This is a genomic window from Microbulbifer sp. HZ11 (genome assembly GCF_000708675.1).
GTDB lineage: Bacteria > Pseudomonadota > Gammaproteobacteria > Pseudomonadales > Cellvibrionaceae > Microbulbifer.
Genome location: NZ_JELR01000002.1, coordinates 883,963 through 897,850, shown reverse-complemented (window position 1 = coordinate 897,850; position 13,888 = coordinate 883,963). Strand labels below are relative to the sequence as shown.

The 13,888-nt window shown below is 53.7% G+C and carries 12 protein-coding genes; 3 read left to right on the top strand and 9 right to left on the bottom strand.

Annotation, left to right across the window (positions count from 1 at the left end):
* Window positions 1-127: 127 nt before the first annotated feature.
* The 6 genes from AU11_RS11515 to AU11_RS11490 all read right to left on the bottom strand — a co-directional run bounded on the left by AU11_RS11515 (window position 128) and on the right by AU11_RS11490 (window position 4,061).
* A complete protein-coding gene (locus tag AU11_RS11515) occupies window positions 128-469 on the bottom strand; it encodes a hypothetical protein (RefSeq protein WP_156035290.1) in 342 nt (113 codons plus the stop codon).
* A gap of 101 nt (window positions 470-570) precedes the next feature.
* The gene (locus tag AU11_RS11510; RefSeq protein WP_051687206.1) at window positions 571-939 is read right to left on the bottom strand and encodes a hypothetical protein; all 369 of its coding nucleotides are present in this window, start codon (window positions 937-939) and stop codon (window positions 571-573) included.
* Window positions 940-981: 42 nt separating this feature from the next.
* Entirely contained in the window at window positions 982-1,281 is a 300-nt protein-coding gene (locus AU11_RS11505) for a hypothetical protein (RefSeq protein ID WP_043319506.1), read from the bottom strand.
* 166 nt (window positions 1,282-1,447) lie between these two features.
* A complete protein-coding gene (locus AU11_RS11500; RefSeq protein ID WP_043319505.1) occupies window positions 1,448-2,080 on the bottom strand; it encodes a hypothetical protein in 633 nt (210 codons plus the stop codon).
* 306 nt (window positions 2,081-2,386) lie between these two features.
* The gene (locus AU11_RS11495) at window positions 2,387-3,160 is read right to left on the bottom strand and encodes a nuclease-related domain-containing protein (protein ID WP_043319504.1); all 774 of its coding nucleotides are present in this window, start codon (window positions 3,158-3,160) and stop codon (window positions 2,387-2,389) included.
* Between the two features lie 43 nt (window positions 3,161-3,203).
* The gene (locus AU11_RS11490) at window positions 3,204-4,061 is read right to left on the bottom strand and encodes a DUF2971 domain-containing protein (protein WP_043319502.1); all 858 of its coding nucleotides are present in this window, start codon (window positions 4,059-4,061) and stop codon (window positions 3,204-3,206) included.
* Between the two features lie 517 nt (window positions 4,062-4,578).
* Between AU11_RS11490 and AU11_RS11485 the strand changes: the two genes are divergently transcribed.
* Window positions 4,579-7,467: a pitrilysin family protein gene (locus AU11_RS11485; RefSeq protein WP_043319501.1), complete on the top strand. Its 2,889-nt coding sequence runs from the start codon at window positions 4,579-4,581 to the stop codon at window positions 7,465-7,467.
* A gap of 72 nt (window positions 7,468-7,539) precedes the next feature.
* Here the strand turns inward: AU11_RS11485 and AU11_RS11480 are convergent, their stop codons facing one another.
* Window positions 7,540-8,613 (bottom strand): hypothetical protein, encoded by a 1,074-nt coding sequence (locus AU11_RS11480; protein ID WP_043319500.1) that lies wholly within the window; start codon window positions 8,611-8,613, stop codon window positions 7,540-7,542.
* A 400-nt stretch (window positions 8,614-9,013) separates the two neighbouring features.
* A complete protein-coding gene (locus AU11_RS11475) occupies window positions 9,014-10,534 on the bottom strand; it encodes an aldehyde dehydrogenase family protein (RefSeq protein WP_043319499.1) in 1,521 nt (506 codons plus the stop codon).
* Between the two features lie 234 nt (window positions 10,535-10,768).
* Between AU11_RS11475 and AU11_RS11470 the strand changes: the two genes are divergently transcribed.
* Window positions 10,769-11,674, top strand: coding sequence for an AraC family transcriptional regulator (locus AU11_RS11470; RefSeq protein ID WP_043319498.1), 906 nt, complete (start codon window positions 10,769-10,771; stop codon window positions 11,672-11,674).
* Here the strand turns inward: AU11_RS11470 and AU11_RS11465 are convergent.
* Window positions 11,667-12,278, bottom strand: a complete 612-nt coding sequence (locus tag AU11_RS11465; RefSeq protein WP_043319497.1) for a phosphotransferase — start codon at window positions 12,276-12,278, stop codon at window positions 11,667-11,669. The genes AU11_RS11470 and AU11_RS11465 overlap by 8 nt on opposite strands.
* Before the next feature lie 346 nt (window positions 12,279-12,624).
* Here AU11_RS11465 and AU11_RS17780 point away from each other — a divergent pair, with 346 nt between their 5' ends.
* Entirely contained in the window at window positions 12,625-13,863 is a 1,239-nt protein-coding gene (locus tag AU11_RS17780; RefSeq protein WP_051687205.1) for an OmpA family protein, read from the top strand.
* Window positions 13,864-13,888 lie beyond the last annotated feature (25 nt).

Sequence of the window (13,888 nt, the reverse complement as noted above, 5' to 3'; positions counted from 1 at the left end):
AGGCCTGACAGACGTAGTGCCCTGCCTGTGTTGAGATTTACACAGGCGGTCACCGGACTCTTTTGTATCGTCGGGAAGTAATACCCTGCAGAGGCGCAGTACATCGTGGTCTTGATATGTGGGTGTCCTATTGCCAGATGCCCGTACCGCGCAAGATTTGCGTCAGCTTGTCCGCAATTTCAAACTGCGGCGCTTTCGCCGCGTTGGTCAGTAACACCAAGCCATTGCGCTCCTGTGGATAACTGATCAGCAGCGATTTGTATCCGCGCACGCTGCCCGGGTGACGCGCGATAAACCGGCCATCTTTCTCATACACCCGCCACGCCAGTGCCACCTGGATGCCACTCCAGGGCGTTTTCTCACGTGGCTCCAGCATCTGTGTATAACTGGCATCGCTTATAATCCTGTCGTCGCGCTTGAGCGTGGCACTGTGCCACGGTCGCGGCTGTTGACCCTGCGTATGGGGCACAACTGGTTCATCCAGATGGCTTTAACGTGCAGCAGAAATAACCGGGATTACCGCAGTGGTGCCAGCACAGGTAGCTGGCGCTAAATCGGACTACTTTAAATCTAGGGCCTTCCGTAGCTACACAGCCTGCTGATTCTGGTGAATTTTACGCTTGAGAAGGCTATGACGTGACAGAAATGGATTTGCTCTCCCTGGTTGTTGGTGCTGACCCCATTTACTGCACCAATTTTTCCGTGCGAGATAACATGCGTAATAGTTACTGAAGAAAGTTTATTTTTTCTCTGCTCGATGTGGTCCGAGACTTCTTGTCCCTCTGCGAGGAGGTTATCTGAGCGTTCCCAGATAATTTCATCGTCCAGATACTCCTTCAGAAAGGAAAGATCACCTACCTCAATAGCGATAGCCACTTTCTCCACCAGCTGATTCTTGGGAGAATTTCCGCAGTCTTTACTTCCGCTTATTTTTACCATCCTGGATACTCCGAACAGAAACTATCATACGAATGAGCGTGCTCAGCTGATCGCCCATGCGAGGAGCGATAGAGCGAGCGCCGCAAGCAGGAAAAACAGGCCCTTGATCATCAGTGATTTCGGGTATTCGGCTTCGTTGTAGATCAGGGAGTATGGAAATCCCGTTATCGGGCCGAGAACAAGCGACGATAGCCCCCAACCCCAGCGGTTGTTACCCAGCGCCGTCAGCGCTGCCATCAGCCCACCGAACCAGAAGAGCGTAATGCCGATTACCAGGATGATGAATATCGGTATGGTGAGCCACTGGTTGGCCAGGAATATTCTGAGAATTTCATGTTCCATTACTTTTTCCGGTCCATATTTGGTGAAGATTGTATCTGGGGAGCCTTCGCCGCATTGTTCAGTAGCGGCCGCCTCTGTCTAATAAGTGCATGTAAAGCCCTACTCATCATCGCGACTGATACACAGATCTTCTCTTGCGGCCGTATGGCGGAATTTTACTCCGGTCCTAGATGTTTGCCGCATTGCAAGTGCTGTCGTCGGTGATATTGACGATGACTTCGTTGATCGGGTTTTCCCCTTCATGGGCATCATTCAAAATCTCCCGAAAAAAGGATGAAAGGGATTTTTTAACGGACTCCTGAACGGTGGTATTTTCAAGGTAGCGAGACGCAGTGTCTTTCATTTTTTTGTTTGCCGTTTCTACCATCCATTCCTGCGCGGCAACCTGGGTGGCCTTGAAACCGCCATTGAAGATTTTCTCTGCCTTCGGCGATGCATCAGACCTGTTGAGTTGCGTGATCTTTGGTGCATTGATAGAGATGACACCTTCTTCCTGGTCTACATTAATACACCAGTCCCAGTTGTCTTCGATCTTGTAACCAAAATTGAACGGGTAGCTCCATGTATAAAGAGCTTCCCACTTTCCATTTTTGGGGCCGATGTTTTTTTCCTTCATATAATATGTAAACTGGTTTTCCACTTTCATAAAGGTAAACTCAGTGGCCTTGGAGAGCATCGTGGAGTCAATAGAAATTTTGCCGCGTTTGACTTCCTGTTCGAGATCCTGGTTCTTGTCCCAAAGTGAGTAGGAAAATACCGCGAGTACAGCAGTAATGACGCCTAAGATAATACGGTCCATGTAAATAGCCCTTTTCGTTATTGTTGATATTGTGCGCCGGACACCTGTCTCGGCAGGTGCAGGCGGTCGCATCAGCGTGCTGCCGGTGAAGGATGCTTGCCATTGTGAGAATGGCGCTGACAGCTATACGACTCAGACTATTCTATAGGGCAATGACAGACTTGTAACCACGTAACCCGATACTCACGGCCGGCAGTGAGAAAGTGAAATTCTAGAGATATGGTGGCGCATTGGTTCTCCGCGCTCCGAGTTTATAGTGAAGCGGGGCCTAGTGTTTTCCACCTGAAAAACCGGTTCTGAAAGGGATCAATTGGCAGCGAGCGTGCCCCTACATTTGGGAAATGACGAACAACCCCAGAACTGACTACCCGCATTCGGTCCCCGCTTGCTTGTCCGCTTGACCATTTTGCTGCCACATTTCGGACAGATCCGTTTGGCATCCGGATGGCTGCGGGCCTTTAGCTGTTCTACATGCTGCGTGTGGGTTTCCCGCGTGGGTGCGAGTCGCCCCGACTGAATCCTACCGATAACTATCTCGACTTCATCTTCAGTAAGAACCGGGGTGGTGAAGGATTTGATATAGCGGATATATCCGCCTTCCTTGCTGACATTGGCAGGCATCGGTGTTTTAAAGGTGCTGTTACCAGCAAAGACTACCACCGAGTGAATAACATCCGGTGTTACATCAAGCAGTGCCTCCAGCGCTTTAACGTGCTTGTAGTTCTGCCTGAGAGGGTTCTGGAACCTGAATGATTTCTTGTAGATCTTCTGGGTCCACTGCGCCTGGCGTTCACTGCCAAATATCCAGCCCTGCATATTCTTGGTTTCTATCACGAAAATACCAAAGCGGGACACGAAGATATGATCTATCTGTGTGGTGCCGTCTGGTGTGCATAGCGTTACGTCGTGCAGTCGCCGGTAAGTCCCGGATGGCAGTAGCAGCCAGCCGAAGAAATTGACCAGCGCCTCGCCCCAGAGACCTTTGAACCAAGGAGATTTTATGATCGCGGCGATCAGGGCGATGGGGATAAGCCATTGGGCTATTGAAAATGCTTGACTGATAAGTGGATCGAAGTTCATGGTTTTATACTGTTATGTCAAGATTTGACCTCTTGCCCTCGCACTAGCCCTTCGCAAGTGATTGATTTTTGCGCTGAATTTTCTCTTTGTTTAGAAGGAAGTACTTTCTGTCAAGGGATAATTGAAAAATTTTAACTGATGGGATTCTTTCTTCGACGAAGGCAATTACATCCTCTTTTATCGAGTCAGAAATTCTAGAGCCTAGGTAGATGTTTCTGATGGAGCTCTTGCTGAATTCATAAAGGCCTGGTCCTCCACTGTCAAGCAGGATCTGAAGTATTTCGTCTTCTTTTTCTGGGGATTCTTTGTAAATTCTCTTGTAATAATTGAGTTCATCTTCTTTCGCTTCACGCTTTACTATTCTCCACTCTTTTTCATATGACCAGTCTATAGACTTTGTTAAGAATGTTTTTTTTAGAGAGTTATCTGTTTTATTTTTGCCTGGATTAAAAGGCAAAGATGGTCGTATTTTTTCATAGGCAATCTTATTCGCCGAAGAGAAAAATTTTGAGCTCGAGTCAAACCCAATGCAAACCCCTCGATGAGAATCTCCATAGTGTGCCCACATTAATAAGTTGTTCGGTTCCTCTGTAAGGCATAAAATTCCAAATCGATTTAACCAATTTTCGGTGGCAAGAGAGGAGCTTTCTTTTAAAAACTCCTGGTTTGCCATGTTCGTAATAATTTCTTTTTGACTTTTGTTGAGTTTTATTGATCTGTCGTTTTCAAAATATTCATAAATCTCTCTGCTTTTCGGCATTGAGATATTTGGAGATAGTTCAAACGGATCGTTAAAGGTGTTGGGCGATGCAAGGAATATTTCGCCATTGAGGATTTTAAAAAACCTGTCTAGCTTGACTTTATTGTCTAATGACAAGTATTTATATAGGGTCTTTGACATGTCTGACGATTCGTTGTGTACTCATGATTGTTGACAAACTTAAAGTGCGCTCATGAATAGAGGGTGAAGTACAGTCTTCGTTAAATCTGTTATTTTATTTTCGGCGGATAAATTTAAACTAGACTTAAAATGCTTTTACTTGCGCTGGATGATTGGGTGTTCATCGATGTCCGGCTGATATGCTTTTTGATGTCGCTTTTTATAGCATGTTGGCTTGCGGCTAGCGAGGTGATGTAATTTGTTGTAATTTTATAAGCTTGTACTCACTTACTGTGTGCAATTTGGGTGCTTGAGCATAACTAGTTAGTGAGAGCTTTCGCGGTATGGGTTTTCTCGTCGGCTTTATAAATGCTCGTTAGCATTTATCTGGTGCGGTTTTATGGTCTTTCTAGACGAGGCCGCCCTAAAGCCATCCCTCCATCATCTGTACCCAATTTAACCTAAGCCCCGACACCCTGTCGCTCAAACTCACCACTCCTGCTATCTTCCTCTGTATAACCACGCAAAGGAATGCCCCATGCCCCGCAATCTGTCTGTTCCCCTGGCACTTGTGATCACACTTTCCATCGCGGCCCTATCAGGCTGCGACCGCTCGCAACCGGAACCCGAGCAAAAGGCGCAGTCGGCCAGCGAAACCGACACTCCCTCTAAAGACGTCCCAAAACCCGATTTCGCCATCGAGTACGAACAGTTCCAGCTCGACAACGGCCTCAACGTCCTCTTCCACATCGACCGCTCCGACCCGGTAGTGGCGGTGTCGCTCACTGCCCACGTAGGTTCGGCGCGGGAGAAGGAGGGCCGTACTGGCTTTGCCCATCTATTCGAGCACCTGCTGTTTCTCGAGTCGGAGAACCTGGGCAAGGGCGGGCTGGATGCGATGAGTGCGAGGATTGGCGGGGCGGGGGCGAATGGTTCTACGTCGCGGGATGTCACCAATTACTACCAGACGGTACCGAAGGATGCGCTGGAGAAGATGCTGTGGGCAGAGGCGGACAAGCTGGGCTGGTTTATCAATACGGTAACCGAGCCGGTGTTGGCGAAGGAAAAGCAGGTTGTTAAGAACGAGAAGCGCCAGGGTATGGATAACCGTCCCTATGGTCATACCCAGTATGTGATCGACAGCAATCTGTACCCCCAGGGGCACCCTTACAGCTGGCAGGTGATCGGTTCACTGGAGGATGTACAGAACGCCACGCTGGACGATGTGAAGACCTTTTTCCGCCGCTGGTATGTGCCCAACAATGTGACACTGGTGGTGGCGGGGGATTTCGATCCCAAGCAGGCGAAGGCGCTGGTGCATAAATACTTCGACGAGATCCCCGAAGGGGAGACGGTGGAGCGGGCGCCCAAACAGCCCGCCGAACTGAAGGAAACCAAGCGGCTGTATTACGAAGATAATTTCGCGCGCCTGCCGCAGCTGACCATGGCCTGGCCCACGGTGCCCCGGTATAGCGCAGACAGTTATCCACTGGCGGTGCTTTCGCAATACCTGGCCTACGGCAAGCGCGCGCCCCTGTACCGGGTACTGGTAGAGGATGAGCAGCTGACCGCGAGCGTATCCATGTATGCCTACGAATCGGAACTGGCCGGGCAGTTGCAGTTGTCGGTGCAGGCCTTTGCCGGTGGTGATCTGGACGCGGTGTACGCGGGTATCGAAAAAGGATTTGCGCTGTTTGAAAAAGAGGGTATCGCCGAGGAAGACCTGGAGCGTATCAAGGCCGGCCAGGAAGTGGCGTTTTACAACAGCCTGTCCAGTGTGCTGGGCAAGGGATTCCAGCTCGCCCAGTATCAGATTTATGCAAACGACCCGGGTTACGTGAGTCAGGATATTGACCGTCTGCTGGCGGTGACCGCCGAGGATGTAAAACGGGTCTACGACACCTACATCAAGGACAAGCCCTTCGTGGCGACGAGCTTTGTACCCAAGGGGGAGAAGGCTCTGGCGCTGTCGGATTCCACCGTCGCGGAAGTGGTGGAAGAGAAAATCGTGAGCGGTGCTGAGGGGCAGTTCGATGCCTCCGCCAGTGCCGATTATGAAAAGACACCATCGAGTTTTGACCGTTCAAAAGAACCTGACTACGGTGAGCCGGCCCAGACCACGGTGCCGGATGTATGGCAGGCGGCGCTGTCCAATGGCATCGAGGTTTTCGGTATCGAAAACAGCGAGGTGCCCACGGTGACATTCAGCTTGGTGATTGACGGTGGCCAGCTGCAGGAGCGTATCGATAAAACCGGCGTGGCCAATCTCACCGCTATGCTGATGGAGCGCGGTACCAAAAACCGCACACCGGAAGAACTGGAAACCGCGGTACAGAAGCTGGGTGCGAATATCAGTGTTTCCGCCGGGCAGGAATCTTTCCGCTTTGATGTGACTACTCTGGCGCGGAATTTCAGCGAGGTGTTTGCGCTGTTGCAGGAGATGTTGCTGGAGCCCCGCTGGGACGAGAAGGAACTGGTACTGGCGAAGAAGGGCGTTGTCAGCCAGATCAAGCGGGCGCAGGCAGAGCCCAATGCCATTGCCAGCCGCGTCTACGGAAAACTTCTGTACGGCAAGGACAGCATTCGCGCTTATAGCGGCCTGGGCACCGAGGCGTCCGTGGCGGCCATCACCATGGATGATCTCAAGGCTTACTACAAAGACTATCTGTCACCCTCGGTGGCGCGGGCACATGTGGTGGGGGATATTGCCGAGGGGGATTTTCTCGCGGTGGCGGAGCAGCTGGCGAAGAGCTGGCCGGCAAAGCCGGTAAGCATTCCCGATCCGAAATCCGAGCCCGCCAAGCCGGGTATTTACTTTGTGGATGTGCCCGGTTCCAAACAGTCGGTGTTGCGGATTGGTCGCCTGGCAATGCCGGTGGTATCGGAAGATTATTACCCGGCGGTGTTCACCAATTACATTCTCGGCGGTGGCGGCTTTGCCTCGCGCCTGACTCAGGAGCTGCGTGAGAGCAAGGGTTATACCTATGGCGTTCGCTCCAGTTTCAGTGGCGATAAGACCGTGGGGCAGTTTTCTATTGGCACCGGTGTGCGCGCCAACGTGACCGCCGAATCGGTGCAGCTGATCGGCGATATTCTCAAGCAGTACGGTCCGACTTATACGGAAAAAGACCTGGAGGTCTCGCGTTCGTATCTGGTGCGTGCCAACACCCGCGCCTTTGAGACCGCGCGTGCGAAACTGGGCTTGCTGGAAAATATGAGTGAGTTCGGCTGGCCGGCAGATTACGTGCGCGAGCGCGAGACTATCGCGAAAAATATGACGATCCCGAAAGTGCAGAAAATTGCCCAGTCGTACCTGCAACCGGGCTCTATGATCTGGGTGGTAGTCGGCGACCGCGCGACCCAATTGGCAGCGCTGGAGGCGCTGGAAATGGGGGAGGTCAAGCTGCTGGAAAATAGCGAATCCTGATCGCGCTCCTGCTCCCTGTGGCCAGGACATTGGGCTCGTCGGGAGCAGTTTTCTCCGTTAGGTGAACGTCGCTTACAGGTGGAACTGCCCCCCGCGCTGTTCTACAAAGCCTTTCAGTTCGGCGGCGGCGTGAATCATGCCGTCGATACTGTTGAGGTTGCGCAGGTCGGAAAATGCCGCCTGTAGATACTCGGTTATCTGATTGCGGGTCTGGCAGAAATAGCGGTCGTCTCCCTGGGCAGTCTGTTCCTCGTCAAATTCGATACCGAAGGCGAGCTTGAACAGTTCCCGATGCACCAGAGGGTTATTCAGGTAATTGTGCAGCTTGTGCGTATTGCCGTATTCATCTGTCACTTCGTCAAACTCAAGCAGCTTGTAGGCAATAAATTGCCAGTCGCCGCTGGATATCCAGCGCCCATCGTTCTTGGGGTTAAACGGCCTCGCCCAGGTAATGGGATCGTAGCGATGACGATATTCCCGATAGTTGTACATGCAGCCGCTGTTTGAAGGTTTTACCAGTGATTGGTTGACCTTTATCGAGGATTCCATCAAACGACTGATATTGGCGACCATATGCACACTGCCGAGTTTGTGGTGGCTGGTGTCGAGATTGCCGAGGTCCGCCAGGGTTGGTGGCGGGGTGTAGAGTTGGCTCAGGGTGTCGTGGAGTACCGCAGTGCCCAGGGAATGGGCCAGCACATGCACATTCTGTACTCCGCCGTGGATAGTGCGCGCGGCGTGGGCAATGGCACGGCCGAGGCGCTCCCTGGCGATCTGCCCGAGGCGGGTGTAGCGATACAGAAAGGCGTCGAGGCCGTGGGTTTTCAAAAGGGGGGTGTTGCTGTCATCTTTTTCCAGGGCACTGAACGCGGCCTCCGCGCCGGGAAGCAGTTGTGTGCGGATCTCGGGAATGGACTCGATGGCTTCGCGGAAGGACCCTGTTGAGGTGGCAACCGGCAGCCGGTAGTCGTCTACCAGGTCACTGTAAGTAACCGGGATTATCTCGACAAAATGTTCCGGTGAGGTTCCCCTAAATGCATCGTAGAGACTGAAGGCGGAGCGGCAACCCTCTACAAATTCCTCCTTGAAGCTGTCCGCGGTATGTTGACCCATACCGTGGATAATAATGAGTTTTGGTTTGAACACGGATTGATCCTGAACGTGAAGTAAGTGGTACCTTGGTACCATCATGGCCTGACTGATTTACTGGAATTGGTTGCAATTCGCATTGCGCGTTGTTTTACCAATAGGTACGTAGGGCGATCAAATGCTGTGCATCGGTTGGCAGTCAAAATGCAATGCATGTCTCAATTGTGTCGCGTAATTCATTCTTGGCGCACACTTTGTCACCCTATTACAAATCGCTTACAGCATTCTCCCGCCAGGGGAATAGTCGCCCACTGGCGTTGGAGTAATCGTGTGAGCAACCGTTTGAATTGGCTCTGGGTGGGCTGATATCGCTTAGTGCATGGGCACAAAAAAGGGGAGCCGGCGCTCCCCGCAATGTCTCACAGGATGGGTCCCGCAATGGGGACGGGCTGCCAGGTTAGAAGAAACCCAGCGGGTTGGTGTCGTAACTGACAAGCAGGTTTTTGGTTTGCTGGTAGTGCTCCAGTGCGCGCTTGTGGGTCTCGCGCCCGATACCGGATTTTTTGTAGCCGCCAAAGGCCGCGTGGGCCGGGTACTGGTGGTAGCAATTGGTCCACACCCGGCCCGCCTGGATATTGCGCCCCATGCGGTAGGCGAGGTTCATGTCCCGGGTCCAGACACCGGCGCCGAGACCGTATTCGGTATCGTTGGCGATGGCCAGCGCTTCCGCTTCGTCTTTAAAGGTGGTGACGCCCACCACCGGGCCGAAGATTTCCTCCTGGAAAATGCGCATCTGGTTGTGCCCCTTCAGCAGGGTGGGTTGCACATAGAAGCCTTTCTGCAGATCCCCGCCCAGATTCTCTGCCCCGCCGCCGAAGATGACTTCCGCCCCTTCGCGCTGACCGATCTCGATATAGGTCATGATCTTGTCGAACTGTTCCAGCGATGCCTGTGCGCCCACCTGGGTTTCCGTATCCAACGGGTTTCCGCGCACGATGGTGCGGGTGCGGGCGAGCACGTGCTGCATGAAATCGTCATAAATCGATTCCTGAATCAGTGCGCGGGACGGGCAGGTACACACTTCGCCCTGATTGAAGAAGGCCAGCACCAGGCCCTCGGCGCACTTGTTGATGTAGGCCTCTTCCTGCTGCATCACATCGGCAAAGTAGATATTGGGGGACTTGCCACCGAGCTCCACGGTGGAGGGGATCAGGTTGTCTGCGGCGCACTTGAGAATATGCCCGCCGACGGCGGTGGACCCGGTAAACGCGATCTTGGCGATGCGGGTACTGGTGGCGAGGGCCTGGCCCGCTTCGTCGCCCACACCGTTGACGATGTTGATCACGCCCGGGGGAATAAGATCGCTGATCATCTCCATCATGACCAGAATTGAAACCGGAGTCTGCTCGGCGGGTTTCAATACCACGCAGTTGCCGGCAGCGAGTGCCGGGGCCAGTTTCCACGCCGCCATTAGTATGGGGAAGTTCCACGGAATGATCTGGCCCACCACACCGAGGGGTTCGTGGATATGGTAGGCAACCGTGTGTTCGTCCAGCTCCGCCATGCTGCCTTCCTGGGCGCGCAGGCAGCCGGCAAAGTAGCGGAAGTGATCGACACAAAGCGGGATGTCCGCGGCGAGGGTTTCCCGCACCGCTTTGCCGTTGTCCCAGGTTTCCGCCACAGCGAGGGCTTCCAGGTTCTGTTCGATGCGGTCAGCAATCCTCAGCAGTAGGTTGGCGCGTTCTGCGGCGGGGGTTTTACCCCAGGCATCTTTGGCGGCGTGTGCGGCGTCCAGGGCCAATTCAATGTCGGCGGCACTGGATCGGGGTACTTCGCAGAAGGCTTCGCCGGTCACCGGCGAAACGTTTTCCATGTAGTCCCGTTCCACCGGGGCGACCCACTCTCCGCCGATAAAGTTTTCGTAACGGGGCTTAAAGTTGACAAGGGCGCCATCCTGTCCGGGCTGTGCATAGATCATCGCTGAATTCCTCATTGAGCTGGTTATTCTGTTCTCCGCCCCTGGCTGCGTTGTTATCTTGTGGTGCGGGGAGTAATCTAGAAAACCGGTGATTGATTCCGGTTGCTGATTCCTGTTTTTGTGTGATCGAGGAATGAAAATAGTGGCTCTGGCAGCGGTGTACTTTCTTCTGAGTACAGATCCGTTGATCCAGAATCCAGTGTCTGCAACACATCACAACGCGATAATAAAAATATGACTGAAGCGATGGTCCGCGGTCGGCAACAGCCCCGCGAGTTGATCGAGAACCGGGTATCCTTTGCTGGCCCCAGTTCTGAACTCAGTGTCTACGACACTTACCTTCCGGCGGAACGTGTTGGCCTGTCTGCCGGTGAACTTCTGTATTGCGGCATGATCACCGGCCGCAAAATCATGCATGCGCACAACAGTTATGATGCGGAATTCCTGCCTCGGGAATCGTTCGTAATGGCGCCGGGGGAGCATGTGGAAATCGATTTTCCCGATGCGCGCATGGAGTCGCCCACCTCTTGTCTCACCATCGAGATAGCCCGCGAACGAGTGGAGAGTATCTGTTCGAAGCTGAACAGTGTCGCCCCTGTCCAGCGGGAGTTTGAAGACTGGCGCTATCGCCCGGATTCGCTCATACACACCCAGCACAGCCACGCGACTCAGGAGCTGTTGCAGCGGCTGGTCACCACCTTCACGGAGAACACCGCCGATCGGGATTTTCTGGTAGACCTGGGGGTGAGTGAGCTGGTGGTGCGAATGTTGCGGGAACAGATGCGCACTTTCTTACTGAAGGTGTGCGAAAACAATCCAGAGGTAAACGGGTTGGGTGCGGCGGTTCATTATCTGCAGTCTCACCTGGATCTGCCGCTGGATATTGAGCAGCTCAGCAAGCTCGCCTGTATGAGCCGCAGCCGTTTTTACACGGAGTTCAAGCGGCACCTGGGGTGCACTCCGGCTGAATTTCAGCAACATTTACGCATGCAGTCGGCAAGAGACCGGCTCGCGCGCGGAGAGTCGGTGACCCGGGTCTGTTTCGATCTGGGATATCGCCACCTCAGTCACTTCAGCCGACGTTTCCATCAGCAGTTCGGTGTGAGTCCAAAGCAATACCGGGCTCAGAACGTCAACTGATACCCGCAGACTTGCGTTTGGTCAGGGTGTGAATAAATGCGACAGCGCCTCTGAGGCGTGCACCGATCGCTACCAGGCGTGCCTGCTTTGCGCTCAGCAGTTGTGGCTGGTGCTCCTGAATCAGGCGGTACAGATGGTAGCGTGCCACCAGCGTGGCGATTGGCCAGTCCGGCCGCCAGTAAGCGGGACGCAGTGTCGCCCGTTCAAAATCTACCAGTCCGAGCCGGCCCTTCTGGTCGACGACAATATCGCGCACCGGCATGGAATGTCGGGCAACCCCGGCATCCAGCATTTGCTCAACGATTCTGCCGAGTTGCCGCAGGTTATCCGGGTTTAACCGCTTCGTGGATTCGCCTGGCAGGCGCGACATTTCCAGGGTAAATAACCTGTCGTCGCTATGGAGTAAGCTGGGAATTGCCCGAATATGGCGCAGCCGGTTTAGCGCTTCTTTCTCGGTACAGTAGCGGCGCCGGTGGGTTTTGGAGCGGGTCTTGAAGCGCTTGACGACCCGGTCTTGCCCGATATTCAGCAGTACTTTGTTGGTTTCGTAGACGCCGTTGATGACTGCCTTGTGCGGAAGGCGCGGTGCAACGTCGATTCCCATGAAACGTCCCTGTTTCAGTGGTTGGAATGTAAGTCCTTTCTCCGTCAGGAGATTTCTGTTTCCGAATTATGACTGGAAAGTTAATTTTTTATAAAGAGTTCTGGGTTGTAACCGGCGCCAACATAGTGTGCGACGCGGTTTAAGGGGCGCACCTGGGTGCCATTCAGAATGCTGATGGCGCCCAGGGCCTCTTATTCTGAATCGACCTAACTTGTGGATTTTGCTGCCGTACACTGATGGGAGTGATTTGATGAATGCACGCCCTTTGCTGCCAGAAACCTGCGCGGCCGGTCGGGGCGAGCATTCGAGTGAGTCGAAGCTAGGCGAATCAGGCAAAGAGGTACACATGGCTGACAATATTCTGGATATGGCGATACGCCACCTGGGTTCATCCGGTCTCAGTGCGTTAGGCAATGCACTGGGGTTGCCCGATGGCAAATCCGAAACCGCTTTTTCTACCGGTGCCGCTTCGGTGCTCGCCGGTATGCTGAACAAGGCGGGCAGTGAAAGTGGTTTGGGTTCATTGCTTAATATGGCGACCAAAAGCACCAATATGGACCTGTCTGCTCCGGGAGATATCTTCACCGACCCGGATCGGATGAGCAGCCTGCAGGATGTTGGGGGCAATATTCTCGGCTCGCTGTTTGGTGACAAGAAGGACGGCATCTTCAATGTGATTTCCAATGCGCTTGGGATGGATAGCACCAAAAGCGGCAGCCTGATGCGGATTGCCGCACCGGTAGTGATGTCACTGGTGGGCAAGCTGGTTAAAAGCAAAGGCCTGAATATGGAGGGCCTGGCGGCACTGTTGCTGGGGCAAAAGGCGCACATCAAGGGGCATATACCACCGGGCCTGTTAAATGAACTCGGTGCTGATAGCCTGGATGAAATGGCGGAGCGCACCGTAGTGGAAACCACCCCGCGTCAGACGGCCCACGCCGCTCATACCTCGCCGCCGGCGCGCAAAAGTGGCATTGGCAAATGGCTGTGGCCCCTACTGATCGCCCTGGGGGTGCTCTGGGCACTCAATATGTGTGCGAAAAAAGAGAAAATGGATGACGGTACCGGTGGGGTGGTGATGGAGCAGGATGAGGTGGTCGTGGAAGAGGCACCTGCGGGTTCGGCCGATGACCCCATGACAACACCGGATACCCAGAAAGACATCCCGATGGATTCCGACAGCGGTGATTTCGCGACAGATTTTCGCGCCTACCTGGCTGATGCAACCCGTGAGCCCGGTAAGGAATTCCCTCTGCATATCGAGTTCCCCACTGACGGCAGTATGCCGAATGCAGATTCACTGCCAGACGTTCAGTCGCTGATCAAAGTGATGCAGGAAAATCCTGGGCTCAATATCGTGATTGAAGGTTACACCGATAGCGATGGCGATGCCGGTGCCAACCAGAAACTGTCCGAAGCGCGCGCTCAGGCGGTAATGCTGATGATTACCGGAGCCGGTGTAGACGCGAGCCGCATCAAGGCCGTCGGCATGGGGCCGGCCAACCCGGTGGCGGATAACAACACCGAGGAGGGCAAGCAGAAGAACCGCCGCATTGTGGTGAAGGTGGAGTCTTTTACCCAGTAATTTTTGTTGACGGTACCCCTCCAAC

Excerpts from the sequence above, each read along its gene's own strand:
- AU11_RS17780 (WP_051687205.1), top strand. The coding sequence starts at position 12,625 with ATGGCTGACAATATTCTGGATATGGCGATACGCCACCTGGGTTCATCC.
- AU11_RS11505 (WP_043319506.1), bottom strand. The coding sequence starts at position 1,281 with ATGGAACATGAAATTCTCAGAATATTCCTGGCCAACCAGTGGCTCACC.
- AU11_RS11475 (WP_043319499.1), bottom strand. The coding sequence starts at position 10,534 with ATGATCTATGCACAGCCCGGACAGGATGGCGCCCTTGTCAACTTTAAG.
- AU11_RS11500 (WP_043319505.1), bottom strand. The coding sequence starts at position 2,080 with ATGGACCGTATTATCTTAGGCGTCATTACTGCTGTACTCGCGGTATTT.
- AU11_RS11495 (WP_043319504.1), bottom strand. The coding sequence starts at position 3,160 with ATGAACTTCGATCCACTTATCAGTCAAGCATTTTCAATAGCCCAATGG.
- AU11_RS11465 (WP_043319497.1), bottom strand. The coding sequence starts at position 12,278 with ATGGGAATCGACGTTGCACCGCGCCTTCCGCACAAGGCAGTCATCAAC.
- AU11_RS11510 (WP_051687206.1), bottom strand. The coding sequence starts at position 939 with ATGGTAAAAATAAGCGGAAGTAAAGACTGCGGAAATTCTCCCAAGAAT.
- AU11_RS11485 (WP_043319501.1), top strand. The coding sequence starts at position 4,579 with ATGCCCCGCAATCTGTCTGTTCCCCTGGCACTTGTGATCACACTTTCC.
- AU11_RS11490 (WP_043319502.1), bottom strand. The coding sequence starts at position 4,061 with ATGTCAAAGACCCTATATAAATACTTGTCATTAGACAATAAAGTCAAG.
- AU11_RS11470 (WP_043319498.1), top strand. The coding sequence starts at position 10,769 with ATGACTGAAGCGATGGTCCGCGGTCGGCAACAGCCCCGCGAGTTGATC.